General features: G+C 61.8%; 13 protein-coding genes. 8 read left to right on the top strand and 5 right to left on the bottom strand.

Annotation, left to right across the window (positions count from 1 at the left end):
• Positions 1-3 precede the first annotated feature (3 nt).
• Positions 4-1020: a phage major capsid protein, P2 family gene (locus E4487_RS12170; RefSeq protein WP_175253449.1), complete on the bottom strand. Its 1017-nt coding sequence runs from the start codon at positions 1018-1020 to the stop codon at positions 4-6.
• 44 nt (positions 1021-1064) lie between these two features.
• Positions 1065-1916, bottom strand: a complete 852-nt coding sequence (locus tag E4487_RS12165) for a GPO family capsid scaffolding protein (protein WP_175253448.1) — start codon at positions 1914-1916, stop codon at positions 1065-1067.
• Between the two features lie 143 nt (positions 1917-2059).
• Between E4487_RS12165 and E4487_RS12160 the strand changes: the two genes are divergently transcribed.
• The 8 genes from E4487_RS12160 to E4487_RS12125 all read left to right on the top strand — a co-directional run bounded on the left by E4487_RS12160 (position 2060) and on the right by E4487_RS12125 (position 14382).
• The gene (locus E4487_RS12160; protein WP_175253447.1) at positions 2060-3817 is read left to right on the top strand and encodes a terminase ATPase subunit family protein; all 1758 of its coding nucleotides are present in this window, start codon (positions 2060-2062) and stop codon (positions 3815-3817) included.
• Positions 3818-4879, top strand: a complete 1062-nt coding sequence (locus E4487_RS12155; RefSeq protein WP_175253446.1) for a phage portal protein — start codon at positions 3818-3820, stop codon at positions 4877-4879. It abuts the gene before it with no gap.
• A gap of 1082 nt (positions 4880-5961) precedes the next feature.
• A complete protein-coding gene (tig, locus tag E4487_RS12150) occupies positions 5962-7272 on the top strand; it encodes a trigger factor (RefSeq protein ID WP_037052976.1) in 1311 nt (436 codons plus the stop codon).
• A 94-nt stretch (positions 7273-7366) separates the two neighbouring features.
• Positions 7367-8008: an ATP-dependent Clp endopeptidase proteolytic subunit ClpP gene (clpP, locus tag E4487_RS12145; protein ID WP_175253445.1), complete on the top strand. Its 642-nt coding sequence runs from the start codon at positions 7367-7369 to the stop codon at positions 8006-8008.
• 107 nt (positions 8009-8115) lie between these two features.
• The gene (gene clpX, locus E4487_RS12140) at positions 8116-9396 is read left to right on the top strand and encodes an ATP-dependent Clp protease ATP-binding subunit ClpX (protein WP_037052970.1); all 1281 of its coding nucleotides are present in this window, start codon (positions 8116-8118) and stop codon (positions 9394-9396) included.
• 149 nt (positions 9397-9545) lie between these two features.
• Positions 9546-11942, top strand: coding sequence for an endopeptidase La (gene lon, locus E4487_RS12135; protein ID WP_152488584.1), 2397 nt, complete (start codon positions 9546-9548; stop codon positions 11940-11942).
• A 135-nt stretch (positions 11943-12077) separates the two neighbouring features.
• Positions 12078-12350 carry a nucleoid-associated protein HU-beta gene (gene hupB, locus E4487_RS12130; RefSeq protein WP_003239952.1) on the top strand — a complete coding sequence of 91 codons (273 nt, stop codon included), beginning with the start codon at positions 12078-12080 and terminating at the stop codon, positions 12348-12350.
• Positions 12351-12534: 184 nt separating this feature from the next.
• Positions 12535-14382: a SurA N-terminal domain-containing protein gene (locus E4487_RS12125; RefSeq protein WP_175253444.1), complete on the top strand. Its 1848-nt coding sequence runs from the start codon at positions 12535-12537 to the stop codon at positions 14380-14382.
• A 138-nt stretch (positions 14383-14520) separates the two neighbouring features.
• On the opposite strand, the gene fabI is transcribed toward E4487_RS12125, so the two are convergent.
• The 3 genes from fabI to E4487_RS12110 are packed head-to-tail and all read right to left on the bottom strand — an operon-like array spanning position 14521 to position 17978.
• Positions 14521-15315: an enoyl-ACP reductase FabI gene (fabI, locus tag E4487_RS12120; RefSeq protein WP_003461408.1), complete on the bottom strand. Its 795-nt coding sequence runs from the start codon at positions 15313-15315 to the stop codon at positions 14521-14523.
• Positions 15316-15343: 28 nt separating this feature from the next.
• On the bottom strand, positions 15344-16957 hold the full coding sequence (locus E4487_RS12115; RefSeq protein ID WP_175253443.1) for an ABC transporter ATP-binding protein: 1614 nt from the start codon (positions 16955-16957) through the stop codon (positions 15344-15346).
• A 1-nt stretch (position 16958) separates the two neighbouring features.
• Complete coding sequence (locus E4487_RS12110; RefSeq protein WP_037052959.1) at positions 16959-17978, bottom strand: ABC transporter permease; 1020 nt, start codon at positions 17976-17978, stop codon at positions 16959-16961.

The raw sequence follows: 17978 nt of genomic DNA, 5'->3' as shown, positions 1-17978 counted from the left end.
CTGTTAGGCCTCCAGCTCGATGTTTTCGACCATGCAGCCGAGGCCGTAGTCCTCGACGACGTAATCGTCGTTGCTGGACTCGAAGTTCTCGATGCGGTTCTTGCTCGGGTTCTCCTGGACGTAGCGACGGCGCCCACCGGTCTGCCAGTAGATGGCCAGGTTTTCCAGGCTGGTGATGAGCATGGCGTTGTCCGGCACGTAGGGCACTTCGACCGGCTGCTTACCGCCCATGCGCTTCTGCGAAATGATCATGTCGGTGGCCAGCTTCTCGGTCGCTGGCTGTTCCTTGTTGATCAGCGGGAAGTACTTGTCGTGCACCAGGGCGCTGCCGAGGATGACGACGATGCCGGGGTCTTTGCGGTGCCAAGGGTCGATCATGTTGGCGATGGCGTCGAAGACCAGAGCGTCGAGGTTGTTGTAGTCGGCGTCGACGCCGGTGCCGATGAGGATCTTGCCGGCGGTCTTGCCGTCCTTGAGGACGCGGGCCGGGGCATGGTTGCGGTACTTCTGCAGCCAGCCGATGTTGACGTCCTGCAGCAGCGGGTTGGCTGCGCGGTCGGTGGTGGCTGCGGCGCTGGTGCCGTTGAAGCCGATCATGATGCGGTCGAGCGCCTGGCGCTTGAGGATGGCGTCACGCAGGCGGGCCTGGAAGTCGGGGAACTTGGCCCAAGCGTCGAGCTGCGAGTAGCGGACAGCGGTGTCGAAGTCGGTATGTCGGCATTCATAGCCGTCGCTGGTCAGGTCGGATACGTCGCGCGGGGTGCGTACACCGGCGCCGGTGGTGTCGGTGCGGCCGGCGATGGTGCTGCTGACTCCGAGGCCGACTTTCTCGCCCTTGAGTTCGTCCACCGGGACCATGCCGATGCGGCTGAGGAATTCGCTGGATTCCTGCATGCGGGTTTCCAGCCGCTGCTGGACGGTCGGGTCGACGGCGAAGGATTTGGTGGCGTCAGACACGCCACTGAGCGCGGCGAGTTGGCTCAGGTAGGCGTCGAAGTGTTGGCGGGTATCGTTGCGCATTGGGTTCTCCGGTGTTCCTTGGCTAGGGCGTTGTCCGTTGGGGATCAGCAGTCGGTGAGGGTTTTGCCGTCACCACCGGTTACCGCAGGGCGTTGGCTGTGCTGTTGACTTGGGGTGTTTTCCAGGCGCTTGAGCAGGTCGGCGAAGTCGCCCGCCAGCTTGGTGTGGTCGGCCTGGAGTTTTTCGTGGGCGGTCTTGACGGTGGCGAAGGCTTCGGCCTGCTTGGCGCCGTGTTCGGCCAGGTCTTCGATCAGTGCGGCCAGCGCGTTGAAGTTGGCGGCATCCTTGCCTTCCTTTTCCTTGGTCTTGCCCAGCAGTTCGCCGACCTTGCCGCGCAGGGCCGCGAACATGTTCGGGGTGTCTTCGACTTCCTCGAACTTGATTTCGGTTTCCACTGCCTCGGTGAACATGGAGGTTTCGGAGTAGTGGCGATCCTTGAACGGGCTGGCCTCGGGCTTTTGCGCGGAGAAGGCGAGCACGTCGGTACCGAGGCTGGCGGGCGAGTCGGTGACCGCCAGGCCGACGATGTAGGCCTCGCCAGAGTCGGCGAAGCTGTCGTCGATCTCGATGGAGGTGTAGATCTTCTGCTTGGCCTTGTTCATGGCGACCAGTTCGGGGGTCGGATCGATCTGGACGAACAGGGCCAGTTTCTTCTGGCCGGCAATCTCGACTTCTTCGGTCTTGACGGCGGTGATGTCGCCGTAAGCCTTGAATGGGCTATCGGGCAGCAGGCTGCGGTAGTGCTCCAGCCAGACGCGGGCACCGTAGGTGTTCTGGCTGAAATTCTTGGCGGCTTGCTCCAGCCAGGAACGCTCAATTTTGCGTTTGTCAGTGGTGGCGCCTTCGACGGCGACACGGAACCAGTTGGAGCGGAATTTCTTGGCGGCGGCGGACATGCTTGGGAATCCTCGGTGCGGGTTTCGCGTTGAGGGCATGGTCGGCACGCGGGCAACGAGCGGCAACGCGCTAGCGGCGGAGCGGGGGGCGGTACGACGCCAGCCGGTAACGGCTCACGCGCGCGGGCGGCAGCATCGGCGCCATGAATGCTATCGCTCAGCCCGCACCCTTCACCGACAGCCGCCGCCAGGCCAAGTTTCTGTACTGGACGGGGTGGCGCGTCACCGATATCGCCGACTACCTGGGCGAGAAAGAGCGCACGGTCCACAGCTGGAAGAGCCGCGACGAGTGGGACCGCGCGGACAATGTCGAGCGGATCGGCGGGGCGCTGGAAGCGCGCCTGGTGCAGCTGATTCTGAAAGACGGCAAGACCAGCGGCGACTTCAAGGAAATCGACCTGCTGCATCGGCAGTTGGAGCGGCAGGCGCGAATCCAGAAATACCAGGGCGGCGGTACTGAGACCGACCTAAACCCGGATATCGCCAAGCGCAACGAGGGGCCGAAGAAGGCGCCGGTGCGCAATGAGCTGAGCGAAGAGCAGATCGAGACGCTGGTCGAGGCGTTCCGCGATAGCTGTTTCGACTATCAGCTCGATTGGTGGCGTGCTGGCAATCAGCGCACGCGGATGATTCTGAAGTCTCGCCAGATCGGGGCGACGTTCTATTTCGCCCGTGAGGCGCTGATCGATGCGATCACCACGGGGCGAAATCAGATTTTCTTGTCTGCCTCGAAGGCGCAAGCGCACCAGTTCAAGACGTACATGCAGGCGTTTTTGAATGAGGTGTTGGGGGTGAAGCTGACGGGCGACCCCATCGTGTTGTGGAACAACGCCGAGCTGCACTTCCTGGGCACGAACTTCCGCACGGCGCAGGGGCGGTCGGGCAACTTCTACTTCGACGAATTTTTCTGGGTGCATGGCTTCCCGGAAATCAACAAGGTCGCGTCGGGGATGGCGTCGCAGAAGCGGTGGCGAAAGACGTATTTCTCGACGCCCAGCTCGATGGCGCACCCGGCCTATGTCTACTGGACCGGCGAGCGCTTCAACAAGGGGCGGCCGACTTCCCAGCATATCAAGCTGGATGTGACCCACGACGCGCTGCAGATGGGGCGGCTGTGCGAGGACAGGGTGTGGCGGCAGATCGTGACGATTCTGGACGCCGAGGCGCGCGGGTGCGATCTGTTCGACCTGGAAGAGCTGCGCATGGAGTACGACGCGCCGTCTTTCGAGAACCTGATGATGTGTCAGTTCGTCGACGACGGCGACAGCATCTTCCCGCTCACGATGCTGCAGCCGTGCATGGTCGAGTCGTGGGACTGGCCAGATTACAAGCCGTTTGCAGCCAGGCCCTTCGGTGATCGCCAGGTTTGGCTGGGCTACGACCCTGCCGAGAACGGCGACAGCGCCGGCCTGGTGGTGCTGGCCCCGCCGACTGTGCCGGGCGGGAAATTCCGGGTGCTGGATCGCTTCCAGTTCCGGGGCATGGATTTCGAGGCGCAGGCCGAGAAAATCCGCCAGCTCACGCAAATCTATTGGGTCACTTATATCGGCATCGACACCACGGGCATGGGTACCGGGGTGGCGCAGCTGGTCAAGCAGTTCTTCCCCGGCTTGCGCACCTTCAGTTACAGCCCAGAGGTGAAAACCCAGCTGGTGATGAAGGCGTGGGATGTGGTGCGCAAAGGGCGCCTTGAGTTCGACGCCGGCGCCACCGATATCGCCCAGGCGCTGATGGCCATCCGCAAGACGATGACGCCGAGCGGGAAGAGCTTCACCTATACGGCAGGGCGCAGCGAGGCGACAGGTCACGCTGACCTGGCCTGGGCGCTGTTCCATGCCCTGTTCAACGAGCCGTTGGAAGGCAGGACCTCATCCAACACGGCCATCATGGAGATTTGTTAGATGAGCAGAAATCGGAAGCGCGGCCAGCAGGTGGCCGAGACCAAGCCGCCGCTTGAGGGGGAGGTATTGACCGGGCAGGGTGCTGCAGGTGCTGCCGCGTTCACGTTCGGCGACCCGGTACCGGTGCTTGATGGACGTGAGGTGCTCGACCATCTGGAGTGCTGGGCCAATGGCCGCTGGTACGAGCCGCCGGTTTCGCTTGACGGGTTGGCCAGGGCGACGAAGGCCAGTGTTTATCTGGGTTCCGGCCTGAACTTTCGCCGCAATATGCTGGTGCGGACATTCAAGCCGCACAGACTACTGAGCCGCCAGACGTTTGAGCAGTTCGCTACGGATTTCGGTTGGAGCGGCAATGCCTACCTAGAGAAACGAGACAACATGCTGCGCCAGGCCATGGGCTTGCAGCCGGTGCTGGCGAAGTACGTGCGCCGGGGCGTGGATCTCGACACTTACTACCAGGTGCGCGGCTGGAAAGACGAACACGAGTTCAAGACAGGCAGCATCGGCCATGTGCGCGAGGCGGACATCAACCAGGAAATCTACGGGTTGCCGGAATGGATGGCGGCGCTCCAGAGTGCGCTGCTCAACGAGAGTGCCACGCTGTTCCGCCGCAAGTACTACCAGAACGGTAGCCACGCCGGGTTCATCCTCTACATGACGGATGCGGTGCAGGACGAGAGCTTCGTCACCGATCTGCGCGAAGCTATGAAGAACAGCAAAGGTCCGGGGAATTTCCGTAACCTGTTCATGTACGCACCTGGTGGGAAGAAAGAGGGTATCCAGCTAATCCCGATCAGTGAGGTGGCGGCCAAGGATGACTTCGCGGCCATCAAGAACATCAGCCGCGACGACATGCTCGCAGCGTTGCGGACCCCGCCCCAACTGATGGGCATCGTGCCGCAGAACGCTGGCGGCTTCGGCTCAATCAAGGACGCCGCCGCCATCTGGGCCATGAACGAACTGGAGCCGATCCAGGCCAAGCTGCTGCAGGTGAATGAGTGGCTGGGGGAAGAGGTGATTCGCTTCGACGAGTTCAGGCTCCCCGGCACCAGTGACAGCTGATCGACAGAGCAACTGACCAAGCCGCCTTTCTGGCGGCTTTTTTGTGTCTGGGCGGCCTAAAAAGAAGGCCTCTGTATGTATGAAGTACCCCAGCTAACCATGCCATAACAGGGCGTTTCAGTCCATTTAAAAATGCCTTCAGCCCAGTAAATACGGGGCTTGCAGACGAATGGCGTCCTGCACAAACGGGGTGAGCAGCGCGCCCAGGTCGCGGCAGACCCAGCCGAACGCCACCCGCCGCCCGAGCCAGCTCGCCAGGAGGTGGCAGGGGGTAGCAGCACCCGGCGCGCGCAGTCTTCCCCCCTCCACGCCTGCCCGCTAAACGTGTCGGAATTACTGCATGCCCGCGCTGGGCGCCAGACGGCCCAGGCTGGGGGCTACATGCAGCGTTCAGCCTGTGCCAGGACCCTGCGAATCCCTGCGGCAACGGCCTCATGCAGGGGCGTTTAGGCGCCTTCCTGCTCAAGCTGGCTGAGACGGTATCGAGAATGGGTAATTTTGGTAATGAGATGGTCTGGCAGCGCTGGAGGCCCCGAAAAGCCTGGGCTTGGGCTATTACCTTGGCTGGTAATTTTGGGTAATGGTAAAGGTAATTTTTCTGCAAGCTACTGATTATAAAGGCTTTTCATTTTGCGATTTCTGACCGGTGCTTAGGGTAATCTCCTAACCTTCTGATTACTGATTTATTACCTTTCTAACGTACCTATAACCCATTGAAAATACTGAGGTTCAGCCGCTTCCAGCCGTCGAAATTACCAAAATTACCTTTTTCCTTTGCCTCAAAATAAATCCGTGTAGAATGCCGCCGCCTGCGGTGCTGAGCACCCTTGCTCGTTCTCACTGGGAACAAGCTGGGAACAGATTCACGCTCACGCACACGCGCCCATTCACACAAATCAAGGCCTCCAGGCCTGGCCGCCGGGGTGTGGTGAGTTCGAGTCTCTCCGTCCGCACCATCTTACAAATCCCCCCGCATTGCCGCCTGTTTCTAGGGTGACTTCTTCATATCGACCCTCTAGAATGCTTGGCCTTGATTCGGGGCCGGTTCGAGCCGGCTTATGTCTGTGCAACGAGGAATATCCATGCAAGTTTCTGTTGAAAGCACTTCTGCTCTTGAGCGCCGCATGACCGTCGGCGTCCCCGTCGAGCGCATCGAGACCGAAGTCAACAAGCGTCTGCAACAGACTGCCCGTCGTGCCAAGGTTCCTGGCTTCCGTCCTGGCAAGGTGCCGATGAGCGTCATTCGTCAGCGTTACGAAGACGCCGCTCGTCAGGAAGCACTGGGCGACCTGATCCAGGCCACCTTCTATGAAGCCGTGGTCGAGCAGAAGCTGAACCCGGCCGGCGCTCCTGCGGTAGAGCCGAAGTCCTTCGAGAAGGGCAAGGACCTGGAATACGTCGCGACTTTCGAAGTTTTCCCCGAGTTCGAGGTTTCCGGCTTCGACTCCATCGCCATCGAGCGCCTGCAGGCCGACGTGGCTGACAGCGATGTCGACAACATGCTGGACATCCTGCGCAAGCAGAACACTCGCTTCGAAACCGTCGAGCGTGCTGCTGAGAACGACGACCAGCTGAACATCGACTTCGTTGGCAAGATCGACGGCGAAGCCTTCGCCGGCGGCAGCGCCAAGGGCACTCAGCTGGTGCTGGGCTCCGGCCGCATGATCCCGGGCTTCGAAGAGGCTCTGGTCGGCGTCAAGGCGGGTGAAGAACGCGTCATCAACCCGACCTTCCCCGAGGACTATCAGAACCTCGATCTGGCCGGCAAGACCGCCGAGTTCACCGTGACCGTGAACAGCGTTTCCGCACCGCAACTGCCTGAGCTGAACGACGAGTTCTTCGCCCTGTTCGGCATCAAGGAAGGCGGTCTGGAAGGCTTCCGCGCCGAAGTTCGCAAGAACATGGAGCGCGAGCTGCGCCAGGCCATCAAGTCCAAGGTCAAGAACCAGGTAATGGACGGCCTGCTGGCTGCCAACCCGGTCGAAGTACCGAAGGCGCTGATCGGCAACGAAGTGGATCGTCTGCGCGTGCAGGCTGTTCAGCAGTTCGGTGGCAACATCAAGCCAGACCAACTGCCGGCCGAACTGTTCGAAGAGCAGGCCAAGCGTCGCGTCGTGCTGGGCCTGATCGTCGCGGAAGTGGTCAAGCAGTTCGAGCTGAAGCCTGACGAGGCCCGTGTGCGCGAGCTGATCGAAGAGATGGCCTCCGCCTACCAGGAGCCCGAGCAAGTGGTCGCCTGGTACTACAAGAACGATCAGCAGATGAACGAAGTGCGTTCGGTTGTACTGGAAGAACAAGTTGTAGATACTGTTCTGCAGAAGGCCAACGTGACCGATAAAGCGGTTTCCTACGAAGACGCAGTCAAGCCGGCGGAAGCTCCTAAAGCCGACTGATCGGGTCACCTCGTTCGAGAACACCACCATAAGCCAGCCTCCGTGCTGGCTTATGTGTATTTGAGACATGACTATTAGGGAGTGAGCGCAAGACATGTCCCGCAATCCTTTTATGCAAAACATGCCTGAAATCCAGGCCGCTGGCGGCCTGGTGCCGATGGTCATCGAGCAGTCCGCTCGTGGCGAGCGTGCCTATGACATCTACTCGCGCCTGCTCAAGGAGCGTGTGATCTTCCTGGTGGGCCAGGTCGAGGACTACATGGCCAACCTGATCTGCGCCCAGCTGCTGTTCCTGGAAGCAGAGAACCCGGACAAGGACATTCACCTGTACATCAACTCGCCGGGCGGTTCGGTGACGGCCGGTATGGCCATCTACGACACCATGCAGTTCATCAAGGCGGACGTGTCCACCACCTGCATCGGTCAGGCCTGCAGCATGGGTGCTTTCCTGCTGGCCGGCGGCGCCAAGGGCAAGCGTTTCTGCCTGCCGAACTCGCGCGTGATGATCCACCAGCCGTTGGGCGGCTTCCAGGGTCAGGCCTCGGATATCGAGATCCATGCCAAGGAAATCCTCTTCATCCGTGAGCGCCTGAACGAGTTGCTGGCGCATCACACGGGGCAGAACCTGGAAACCATCGAGCGTGATACCAACCGCGACAACTTCATGAGCGCGTCGCGTGCCGTCGAGTACGGCCTGGTCGATGCGGTGCATGAGAAGCGTCAAATGCCGGTGTAGATGAGGCGCCGGCTGCGGGCATTCTGCACGGGGACGATTCGTGCCCTTGAAAATGCCCGCATTTGCCTTCATCTTGTGTTTCAAGCCTACCGTATTGGATTGATCGAATGACTGACACCCGTAACGGTGAGGACAGCGGCAAACTGCTATATTGCTCCTTCTGCGGCAAGAGCCAGCACGAAGTGCGCAAGTTGATCGCCGGTCCTTCCGTCTTCATCTGCGACGAATGCGTCGACCTGTGCAATGACATCATCCGCGAGGAGGTGCAGGAAGCCCAGGCCGAGAGCAGCGCGCACAAACTCCCGGCACCCAAGGAAATCAGCAGCATCCTCGATCAGTATGTGATTGGTCAGGAGCGTGCGAAGAAGGTGCTGTCGGTAGCGGTGTACAACCACTACAAGCGTCTCAATCAGCGCGACAAGAAAGACGATGTCGAGCTGGGCAAGAGCAACATCCTGCTGATCGGTCCGACCGGTTCGGGCAAGACGCTGCTGGCGGAAACCCTGGCGCGCCTGCTCAATGTGCCGTTCACCATCGCCGACGCGACCACGCTGACCGAGGCCGGTTACGTGGGCGAGGACGTCGAGAACATCATCCAGAAGCTGCTGCAGAAGTGCGATTACGATGTCGAGAAGGCCCAGATGGGCATCGTCTACATCGACGAAATCGACAAGATCTCGCGCAAGTCCGACAACCCGTCGATCACCCGTGACGTATCGGGCGAGGGCGTGCAGCAGGCCCTGCTCAAGCTGATCGAGGGGACCGTGGCTTCGGTGCCGCCGCAGGGCGGCCGCAAGCACCCGCAGCAGGAGTTCCTGCAGGTCGACACGCGCAACATCCTGTTCATCTGCGGCGGCGCCTTCGCTGGTCTGGAGAAGGTCATTCAGGCCCGCTCCACCAAGGGCGGTATCGGTTTCGGTGCCGAGGTGCGCAGCAAGGAAGAGGGCAAGAAGATCGGCGAGTCGCTGCGTGAGGTCGAGCCGGACGATCTGGTCAAGTTCGGCCTGATCCCCGAGTTCGTCGGTCGTCTGCCGGTCATCGCGACCCTCGAAGAGCTGGATGAGGCGGCCCTGGTGCAGATCCTGACCGAGCCGAAGAACGCGCTGACCAAGCAGTACGGCAAGCTCTTCGAGATGGAGGGCGTGGACCTGGAGTTCCGTCCGGATGCGCTGAAATCCGTGGCGCAGAAGGCCCTGGAGCGCAAGACCGGTGCGCGTGGTCTGCGGTCGATCCTGGAGGGCATTCTGCTCGACACCATGTATGAAATCCCGTCCCAGCAGGACGTGAGCAAGGTGGTGATCGACGAGAGCGTCATCGATGGTTCTTCCAAGCCGCTGCTGATCTACGAGAACAGCGAGCCGCCCGCGAAGGCCGCGCCAGACGCGTAACGCCTGTCACACGATGCACGCAAGGGGCCCCCAGGGGCCCTTTGCTTTTGTGGACATTGCGCTTGTTTTTTACGGGCACTGCCCCCATCTTAAAAGCCAAGGGTAATCCCGCCTGTTTACGGCCTTATGGCCGCCGCTGAGCCGAAATCATGAAGACAACCATCGAATTGCCTCTCCTGCCGTTGCGCGATGTTGTGGTCTATCCGCACATGGTCATCCCGCTTTTCGTCGGGCGTGAGAAATCCATCGAGGCCCTCGAGGCCGCGATGACGGGTGACAAGCAGATTTTGCTGGTGGCCCAGAAGAACCCGGCGGTCGATGATCCGGATGATCAGGACCTCTATCGTGTTGGCACCGTCGCCACCGTGCTGCAGCTGCTCAAGTTGCCTGATGGCACCGTCAAGGTGCTGGTCGAGGGCGAGCAGCGTGGCTCCATCGAGCGTGTCCTCGAAGTGGACGAGCACTGCCGTGCCGAGGTGCTGCTGATCGAAGAGGGCGAAACCGCCGAGCGCGAGTCCGAAGTCTTCACGCGCAGCCTGCTGAGCCAGTTCGAGCAGTACGTGCAGCTGGGCAAGAAGGTGCCCGCCGAGGTGCTTTCGTCGCTCAACAGCATCGATGAGCCCAGCCGCCTGGTCGACACCATGGCCGCGCACATGGCGCTGAAGATCGAGCAGAAGCAGGAAATCCTCGAAATCACCTCCCTGTCCGCTCGTGTCGAGCACGTGCTGGCCCTGCTGGACGCCGAGATCGACCTGCTGCAGGTCGAGAAACGCATCCGTGGTCGCGTCAAGAAGCAGATGGAGCGCAGCCAGCGCGAGTACTACCTGAATGAGCAGATGAAGGCCATTCAGAAAGAGCTGGGCGACATCGACGAGGGGCACAACGAGCTCGATGAACTGCGCAAGCGCATCGACAACGCGGGCCTGTCCAAGGAGGCGCTGACCAAGGCCAATGCGGAGCTGAACAAGCTCAAGCAGATGTCGCCGATGTCCGCCGAAGCCACCGTGGTGCGCTCCTATATCGACTGGCTGGTGAACGTGCCGTGGAAGGCCGAGAGCAAGGTGCGCCTCGATCTGGCACGTGCCGAAAGCATCCTCGATGCCGACCACTATGGCCTCGAAGAGGTCAAGGAACGCATTCTCGAGTACCTCGCCGTGCAGAAGCGGGTGAAGAAGCTCAAGGGGCCGGTGCTGTGCCTGGTGGGGCCGCCCGGCGTGGGCAAGACCTCGCTGGCCGAGTCCATCGCTACCGCGACCAACCGCAAGTTCGTGCGCATGGCCCTGGGTGGCGTGCGTGACGAGGCCGAGATTCGCGGCCATCGCCGTACCTACATCGGTTCGATGCCTGGGCGCCTGATCCAGAAACTGACCAAGGTCGGCGTGCGCAACCCGCTGTTCCTGCTCGACGAGATCGACAAGATGGGGCAGGACATGCGCGGCGACCCCGCCTCGGCGCTGCTCGAAGTCCTTGATCCCGAGCAGAACCACAATTTCAACGATCACTATCTGGAGGTCGACTACGACCTGTCGGACGTGATGTTCCTCTGTACGGCCAACTCGATGAACATCCCCGGTCCGCTGCTGGACCGGATGGAAATCATCCGTCTGCCGGGTTACACCGAGGACGAGAAGGTCAACATCGCCATCAAGTACCTGGCGCCCAAGCAGATCCAGGCCAATGGCCTGAAGAAGGGCGAACTGGCATTCGACGAGGCGGCGATTCGCGACATCATTCGTTACTACACCCGCGAGGCGGGTGTGCGCAGCCTGGAGCGGCAGATTGCCAAGGTGTGCCGCAAGGCGGTGAAGGAGCACATGCGCGAGAAGCGCTTCCAGGTCACGGTGACGGCGGAGTCGCTGGAGCACTTCCTGGGCGTGCGCAAGCATCGCTATGGCCTTGCCGAGCAGCAGGATCAGATCGGTCAGGTGACCGGTCTGGCCTGGACTCAGGTGGGTGGCGAGCTGCTCACCATCGAGACGGCGGTGGTGCCGGGCAAGGGCAATCTGATCAAGACCGGTTCCCTCGGCGATGTCATGGCGGAGTCCATGACGGCTGCCATGACGGTGGTCCGCAGTCGCGCCAGAAGCCTCGGAATTCCCAGCGATTTCAACGAGAAGCGCGACGTTCACATCCATATGCCGGAAGGTGCGACGCCCAAGGACGGCCCGAGTGCAGGCATCGGCCTGTGCACGGCGCTGGTGTCGGCGCTGACGCAGATTCCGGTGCGCGCGGACGTCGCCATGACGGGGGAAATCACCCTGCGTGGTCAGGTGCTGGCGATCGGCGGGCTCAAGGAAAAACTTCTGGCCGCTCACCGTGGTGGGATCAAGACGGTGATCATTCCGGAAGAAAATGTGCGTGACCTGAAAGAAATTCCGGAAAATATTAAGCAAGACCTGCAGATTAAACCGGTTAAATGGATTGACGAGGTCCTGCAAATTGCGCTGCAATACGCCCCGGAGCCCTTGCCTGATGCGGCTCCCGAGATGGTTGCAACGGATGACAAGCGCGAGTCTGATTCCAAGGAGCGAATCAGCACGCATTAGCCGGGGGGCTTTCTTGACACAATTTTTCAGCCCTTGTTATAAAGCGGCTTTTATTGTGTCGGCGAGCCATCCAGCACCCGCTTTGCTTACACTAAAAATCAAGAAACAAACTCAACAGAAATAAGGGGACTTAGAGTGAACAAGTCGGAACTGATCGATGCCATCGCTGCATCTGCTGATATCCCGAAAGCTGTTGCTGGCCGCGCGCTGGATGCAGTGATTGAATCCGTCACTGGCGCCCTGAAGGCTGGTGACTCCGTTGTCCTGGTTGGCTTCGGCACCTTCGCTGTCAAAGAGCGTGCTGCTCGCACTGGCCGCAACCCGCAGACCGGCAAGCCGATCAGCATCGCCGCCGCCAAGATCCCAGGCTTCAAAGCTGGCAAGGCTCTGAAAGACGCCGTCAACTAAGCGTCTTCCGGGTTTGCCTCGCCGTCAGGGCCATGCCCAGCGGCTGTTAGGAGGCAGAGCAGGTCTTCTGCACTGACCGCTTAACGCGTTACGAGAAGGCGCATCCAAGGATGCGCCTTTCTTCTATCTGGACATTACCCACACTGCGCGGCTGGTGGCTCTGTACAGTCGTTCTGGGGGAAGCATGCTGCAAAACATCAGGGACAATTCACGCGGTTGGATTGCCAAAACCATCATCGGCCTCATCGTCATGCTGATGGCCTTTACCGGTTTCGAAGCCATCGTCACGGGGACCAGCAATCGCAACAACGCTGCGGACGTGAACGGTGACACCATTACCCTCAACGAGCTGAACCAGGCCGTTGAGATGCAGCGTCGTCAACTGCTGCAGCAACTGGGGCGTGATTTCGATGCCTCGCTGCTCGACGACAAGCTGCTGCGCGAGTCTTCGCTCAAAGGTCTGATCGACCGCAAGCTGCTGCTGCAGGCCGCTGGCGACGCCGGTTTCGCCTTCTCGCAGCCCGCGCTCGACCAGGTCATCCTGCAGACGCCGGAGTTTCAGGCCGACGGCCGCTTCGACGCGGCGCGTTTCGACCAGGTGATTCGCCAGATGGGTTACACCCGCCTGCAGTTCCGCCAGATGCTGGAAGAGGAAATGCTGATTGGGCAGTTGCGCGCAGGCATCGGTGCCAGCAGCTTCGTCACCGAGCAGCAGGCGCTTGCCTTCGCCAATCTCGAGCGTCAGACGCGTGATTTCGCCAGCCTGACCATCAAGGCCGACACCGCTGCGGTCGAACTCAGCGACGGCGACGTCAAGGCTTACTACGACGAGCACGCCAGCGAGTTCATGAGCCCTGAACAGGTGGTGCTGGAATACGTCGAGCTGAAGAAGGACAGCTTCTTCGATCAGATCGAAGTGAGTGACGAGGACCTCAAGCCGGCGTACGAGAGCGAGATCGCCAACCTCGCCGAGCAGCGCCATGCCGCGCACATTCTCATCGAGGGTGATGACGAGGCGGCCCGTGCCAAGGCCGAGGAAATCAAGGCGCGCATCGACGCTGGCGAAGACTTCGCGGCACTGGCCAAGGAGTTCTCTCAGGATCCGGGCTCGGCCGCCGACGGCGGTGATCTGGGCTATGCCGGCCCTGGCGTCTACGATCCGGCCTTCGAAGAGGCGCTTTATGCACTGCAGCAGGGGCAAGTCTCCGCGCCGGTGAAGAGCGCGTTCGGCTGGCACCTGATCAAGCTGCTGGGTGTCCAGTCGCCTGAGGTGCCGAGCTTCGATAGCCTCAAGGATAAGCTGGCGCGTGACTTCAAGGCGCAGCAGGTCGAGCAGCGTTTCGTCGAGGCGACCAAGCAACTGGAAGATGCGGCGTTCGAGGCTTCGGATCTGGCGCAGCCGGCTCAGGATCTCGGTCTCGAGGTCAAGGTCAGCGAGCCCGTTGGCCGCGAAGGCGGCGCTACCGGCATCACGGCCAATCGTCAGGTGCTGCAGGCGGCATTCAGCCCCGAGGTTCTCGAGGATGGCGCCAACAGCTCGACCATCGAGCTGGACCCGAGCACCGTCGTCGTCGTTCGCGTCAAGGAGCACAACCAGCCCGAGCAGTTGCCGCTGGAGCAGGTTGCCGAGAGCATTCGCGGTCATCTGCTGCAGGAGCGTGCAAGCGCGGCAGCCAAGGCCGAGGGTGAGAAGCGCCTGGCCGCAGCCCAGGCTGGCGAGGCCCAGGATGCCGGCTGGCAGGTCCAGGAAGCGGCAACCCGCAGCCAGGACGGCGTGGAGCCCAAGGTACTGCAGGCATTGTTCCGCATGGCCAAGCCGAGCAAGGCGGGTGAGCCGACCTTTGCCGGCGTGACCCTGAACACGGGTGACTACGTGCTGTTGCGCCTGGACGGCGTCAACGTGCCGGAAGAAGCGCTGGCGGCCGAGCAACTGGCCATGTACCGCAACTTCCTGGCCTCGCGCGAAGGCCAGCAGGACTTCGCCGCACTGCGCAAGCAGCTGGCCGCCGAAGCCGATATCGAGCGCTTCTGAGTCGCTCCTCCAGTGCCTCTGGCGAGGCGCTGGAACAGGCAATAAAAAACCCGCACGGTGTGCGGGTTTTTTATTGCCTGCCATCCGGGGATGACAGCGAGACGCTCCTGGCAACTGCTCTGCCGGGAGCGGCGCGGATCAGTCTTCCATGGCGCCCATGGCGGTGGTGTTGAAGCCGCCGTCGACGTACATGATTTCACCGCTGATGCCCGAAGCCAGGTCGGAGCAGAGGAATGCGCCGGCGTTGCCGACTTCCTCGATGGTGACGTTGCGGCGCAGCGGGGTCTGCTTCTCGTTGGCAGCCAGCATCTTGCGGAAGCTGGCGATGCCGCTGGCGGCCAGGGTGCGGATCGGGCCGGCGGAGATGGCGTTGACGCGGGTGCCTTCCGGGCCGAGGCTGCCGGCGAGGTAGCGAACGCCGGCTTCCAGGCTGGCCTTGGCCATGCCCATGACGTTGTAGTTGGGCATGGTGCGCTCGGCACCCAGGTAGGAGAGGGTGAGCAGGCTGCCGTTGCGGCCTTTCATCATCTCGCGACCGGCCTTGGCCAGGGCGACGAAGCTGTAGGCGCTGATGTCGTGGGCGATCTTGAAGCCTTCACGGGTGGTGACGTCGGTGAAGTCGCCGTTCAGCTGGTCACCCGGAGCGAAACCGACGGAGTGGACGATGCAGTCCAGGCCGTCCCATTTCTTGCTCAGCGCTTCGAATACCGCGGCGATTTCCTCGTCGCTGGCCACATCGCAAGGGAAGCACAGGTCGGCACTGGAGCCCCAGCCGGCAGCGAAATCTTCGACGCGACCCTTGAGCTTTTCGTTCTGGTAGGTGAAAGCCAGCTCGGCACCTTCGCGGTGCATGGCGGCGGCGATACCCGAGGCGATGGACAGTTTGCTGGCTACGCCAACGATGAGTACGCGCTTACCGGTTAGAAAACCCATTGTGCTATTCCTCTTCCTGTTTCAAGGATCAGTGAGCCGTTGCCGGGGCCATGAAAGCGGCTTCCAGCAACTGCTGCGTATAAGGGTGTTGCGGTGCACTGAAGATCGACTCGGCAGACCCCTGTTCGACTACCTGGCCCTGCTTGACCACCATCAGCTGATGGCTCAGCGCTCTGACTACCGCCAGATCATGGCTGATAAACAGATAGGTCAGGTTGTACTTGGCCTGCAAGCCGCGCAACAACTCCACCACCTGACGCTGTACCGTGCGGTCGAGCGCCGAAGTGGGCTCGTCCAGCAGGATCAGCGCCGGTTTCAACACCAGTGCTCGGGCAATGGCAATCCGCTGCCGTTGTCCGCCAGAAAACTCGTGGGGGTAGCGATGCCGCGTCTGCGGGTCCAGCCCTACCTCCAAAAGCGCGTCGATGATGGCTTGTTCCTGTTCCGCCTCGTTGCCCATACCGTGAATGCGCAGACCCTCACCGACGATCTGGCTCACCGACATGCGTGGGCTCAGGCTGCCGAAGGGGTCCTGAAACACCACCTGCATCTGCCGGCGCAGCGGACGTACCTGCTGCTGGCTAAGGCCCTGCAGATGCTGACCCTGGAAGCGGATGTCACCTTGGCTGGCGAGCAGCCGCAGAATGGCCATGCCCAGGGTGGATTTGCCGGAGCCACTCTCGCCGACGATGCCCAGGGTCTGGCCCTGGGGCAGGCTGAAGTTGATACCGTCCACCGCTTTGACATGATCCACCGTCCGACGCAGCAGGCCCTTCTTGATCGGGAACCACACGCGCAGGTCGTCCACTTCCAGCAGCGGCTGGCCCACGGGGTTGGCCGCAGGTTCGCCGCTGGGCTCGGCACCGAGCAGTTCCCTGGTATAGGGATGCTGCGGAGCCTGGAACAATTCTTCACACGACGCCTGTTCGACGATGCGACCGCGCTGCATGACACATACGCGATGCGCAATTCTGCGCACCAGGTTGAGATCGTGGCTGATCAGCAGCAGCGACATGCCCAGGCGCGCCTGCAGATCCTTGAGCAGTTCGAGGATTTTCAGCTGCACCGTGACGTCCAGCGCGGTGGTCGGTTCGTCGGCGATCAGCAGTTGCGGCTCGTTGGCCAGGGCCATGGCGATCATCACGCGCTGGCGTTGGCCGCCGGACAGTTCGTGGGGGTAGGCCTTCAGGCGTTTCTTCGGCTCGGGAATGCCGACCAGCTCCAGCAGCTCCAGCGTGCGCGCACTGGCGGCCTTGCCGCGCAGGCCCTTGTGCAGGGCCAGCACCTCGTTGATCTGCTTCTCGATGCTGTGCAGCGGGTTGAGCGAGGTCATCGGCTCCTGGAAGACCATGGCGATACGGTTCCCGCGAATGCCACGCAGGCGACCCTCGCCGAGTTTGAGCAGGTCTTCAGCGGCGTATTCGATGCTGCCGGACGGGTGGCGGGCGAGGGGGTAGGGCAGCAGGCGCAGGATGGAGTGCGCGGTGACCGACTTGCCCGAGCCGCTTTCGCCAACGAGGGCCAGGGTCTCGCCTTTGTGAATGTCGAAGCTGACGCCCTCGACCACGCGCTGGCACTGCTCGCCCATGACGAACTCGACGGCCAGGTCGCGAACTTGCAGCAGGGTTTCGTTCTGGCTCATGTCATTTCCTCGGGTCGAAAGCATCGCGGGCGGCCTCGCCGATGAACACCAGCAGGCTCAGCATGAGTGCCAGCACGGCGAAGGCGCTGATGCCCAGCCAGGGCGCCTGCAGGTTGCTCTTGCCCTGGGCGACCAGTTCCCCCAGCGAGGGCGCGCCCGGAGGCAGGCCGAAACCGAGGAAGTCCAGGGCGGTCAGGGTGCCGATCGCGCCGGTGAGGATGAAGGGCATGAAGGTCATGGTCGAGACCATGGCGTTGGGCAGGATGTGGCGGAACATGATCGCGCCATTGCCCATGCCCAGCGCACGTGCGGCGCGCACGTATTCCAGGTTGCGCCCACGGAGGAACTCGGCGCGGACCACGTCGACCAGGCTCATCCAGGAGAACAGCAGCATGATGCCCAGCAGCCACCAGAAGTTCGGCTGCACGAAGCTGGCCAGGATGATCAGCAGATAGAGCACGGGCAGCCCGGACCAGATTTCCAGGAAGCGCTGGCCGAGCAGGTCGACCCAGCCGCCATAGAAGCCCTGGAGGGCGCCGGCGATGACGCCGATCACCGAACTGGCCAGGGTCAGGGTCAGGGCGAACAGCACCGAGATGCGGAAGCCGTAGATGACCCGCGCCAGCACGTCGCGTCCCTGGTCGTCGGTGCCGAGCCAGTTCTGCGCCGAGGGCGGCGCCGGGGCCGGGACTTCCAGGTCGTAGTTGATGCTCGAATAGCTGAACGGGATCGGCGGCCAGAGCATCCAGCCATCCTTCTCCGCGATCAGGTCCTGGATGTACGGGCTCTTGTAGTTGGCCTGCAGCGGGAATTCGCCACCGAACACGGTCTCCGGGTAGCGCTTGAGCACGGGGAAGTACCACTCGCCGTCGTAGCGCACGGCCAGCGGTTTGTCGTTGGCGATCAGTTCGGCGCCGAGGCTCAGGCCAAACAGGATGAGGAACAGCCAGAGCGACCACCAGCCGCGCTTGTGGGCCTTGAAGCGGTCGAGACGGCGGCGATTGAGCGGGGACAGTTTCAT

The organism is Pseudomonas sp. BMW13, assembly GCF_013357275.1.
Classification (GTDB): domain Bacteria; phylum Pseudomonadota; class Gammaproteobacteria; order Pseudomonadales; family Pseudomonadaceae; genus Aquipseudomonas; species Aquipseudomonas khazarica.
This window is presented reverse-complemented; position numbering and strand designations above follow the sequence as displayed.

Bases quoted from the DNA above. Each gene is read 5' to 3' on its own strand.
- E4487_RS12170 (WP_175253449.1), bottom strand. From the start codon at position 1,020: ATGCGCAACGATACCCGCCAACACTTCGACGCCTACCTGAGCCAACTC.
- E4487_RS12165 (WP_175253448.1), bottom strand. From the start codon at position 1,916: ATGTCCGCCGCCGCCAAGAAATTCCGCTCCAACTGGTTCCGTGTCGCC.
- E4487_RS12160 (WP_175253447.1), top strand. From the start codon at position 2,060: ATGAATGCTATCGCTCAGCCCGCACCCTTCACCGACAGCCGCCGCCAG.
- E4487_RS12155 (WP_175253446.1), top strand. From the start codon at position 3,818: ATGAGCAGAAATCGGAAGCGCGGCCAGCAGGTGGCCGAGACCAAGCCG.
- tig (WP_037052976.1), top strand. From the start codon at position 5,962: ATGCAAGTTTCTGTTGAAAGCACTTCTGCTCTTGAGCGCCGCATGACC.
- clpP (WP_175253445.1), top strand. From the start codon at position 7,367: ATGTCCCGCAATCCTTTTATGCAAAACATGCCTGAAATCCAGGCCGCT.
- clpX (WP_037052970.1), top strand. From the start codon at position 8,116: ATGACTGACACCCGTAACGGTGAGGACAGCGGCAAACTGCTATATTGC.
- lon (WP_152488584.1), top strand. From the start codon at position 9,546: ATGAAGACAACCATCGAATTGCCTCTCCTGCCGTTGCGCGATGTTGTG.
- E4487_RS12125 (WP_175253444.1), top strand. From the start codon at position 12,535: ATGCTGCAAAACATCAGGGACAATTCACGCGGTTGGATTGCCAAAACC.
- fabI (WP_003461408.1), bottom strand. From the start codon at position 15,315: ATGGGTTTTCTAACCGGTAAGCGCGTACTCATCGTTGGCGTAGCCAGC.
- E4487_RS12115 (WP_175253443.1), bottom strand. From the start codon at position 16,957: ATGAGCCAGAACGAAACCCTGCTGCAAGTTCGCGACCTGGCCGTCGAG.
- E4487_RS12110 (WP_037052959.1), bottom strand. From the start codon at position 17,978: ATGAAACTGTCCCCGCTCAATCGCCGCCGTCTCGACCGCTTCAAGGCC.